The following is a 1,099-nucleotide window of genomic DNA, read 5'->3' on the forward strand; positions in this document are numbered from 1 at the left end:
CCAATATTGGCCTGCTCGATGACGAGTTTCTTGCCGAGGTGCGCAATCTGCCGGAGAAGAACCTGGCGGTTGAGCTATAATGCAGCGCAAACTGGAAGCAGCGGATCCAAATTTTGAGCTGATCAACACTGTTGTGGATGTGTGCCAATACTATGCCACTGATAAATAACCATTATATTTTAGACGATGAGGATAAACAGATAATTAGCGATTTAGTCGCACAAGAGGGACACAACCATAAAGACTGGTCTAAAGATGAGCTAATGAAGTTACGCAGTAAAGTCCGTGAATTTTACCGTCTTGAGCAGAAAGGAGTATGTCCTTACTGCAAGGGAACTTTGTCCGTAACTGCCGCAGGAAACGCGACTGTGGAGCACATATTGCCAAAATCGAAGCATGTAGCGTTTCTATTTGAACCCAAAAATCTATGTGTTATCTGCGCAGACTGCAATCTTGCAAAAAATGATAAAGCCATTCTAAACGAGGAAGAAACGGAAACTCTTAACGGGGATGCTACAAATTATCCAAAATCCTCTGAGCGTTTCAAAATTGTTCATCCGTCGATAGACGAATACGACGAGCATATAAAGGTACATCGAAACAAGCTTTACTCCGACAAAACTGACAAGGGCTGGTTTACAATCGGCATCTGTAAGCTTAACAGATACACCAGAAAATTCGGGTTTGAGCCTGAAGCATTATCAGACTACGCACTATTCGAGCAACTACAAAAGTTCAAGGATGGAAGTGAGGCGGAACGCGATGAAGTAATGAGAAAGCTCAGAGCATTAATCCCCACAAACACGTAAGCCCTGTAAAATTGAATGACCATAACAGACAATGAGGATTGTGATATTTAGCAAATTCTTATTAATCAGCAATCATACTGCGGAGTTACTCCCGACGCTCATTTCAAATTAAGCCACCAAAGAGTCACACAGAAATTCTCTAGCTTATAATAAACTTAATTAATTATTAAAATTTGTCTTTAGTCGTTGTGGACCACAGAAGCAATGGCTGTCACTCGAATAGACCGCAAGCAGCCACGTTCTAACAAAGATTCGGTTCCTTCCACGAAATGAAAAGACCTTGGAACCAT

The 1,099-nt window shown here is 41.7% G+C and carries 1 protein-coding gene; it reads left to right on the forward strand.

Features of this window, described 5'->3' with window-relative positions:
* Positions 1–152: 152 nt before the first annotated feature.
* On the forward strand, positions 153–809 hold the full coding sequence (locus QKY98_RS23390; protein WP_074585320.1) for an HNH endonuclease: 657 nt from the start codon (positions 153–155) through the stop codon (positions 807–809).
* The last annotated feature ends 290 nt before the right edge of the window (positions 810–1,099 follow it).

This window comes from Pseudomonas sp. HR1 (genome assembly GCF_030175875.1).
Classification (GTDB): domain Bacteria; phylum Pseudomonadota; class Gammaproteobacteria; order Pseudomonadales; family Pseudomonadaceae; genus Chryseomonas; species Chryseomonas oryzihabitans.

Coding starts and splice junctions, on each gene's coding strand:
- QKY98_RS23390 (WP_074585320.1), top strand. CDS start 153: ATGCCACTGATAAATAACCATTATATTTTAGACGATGAGGATAAACAG.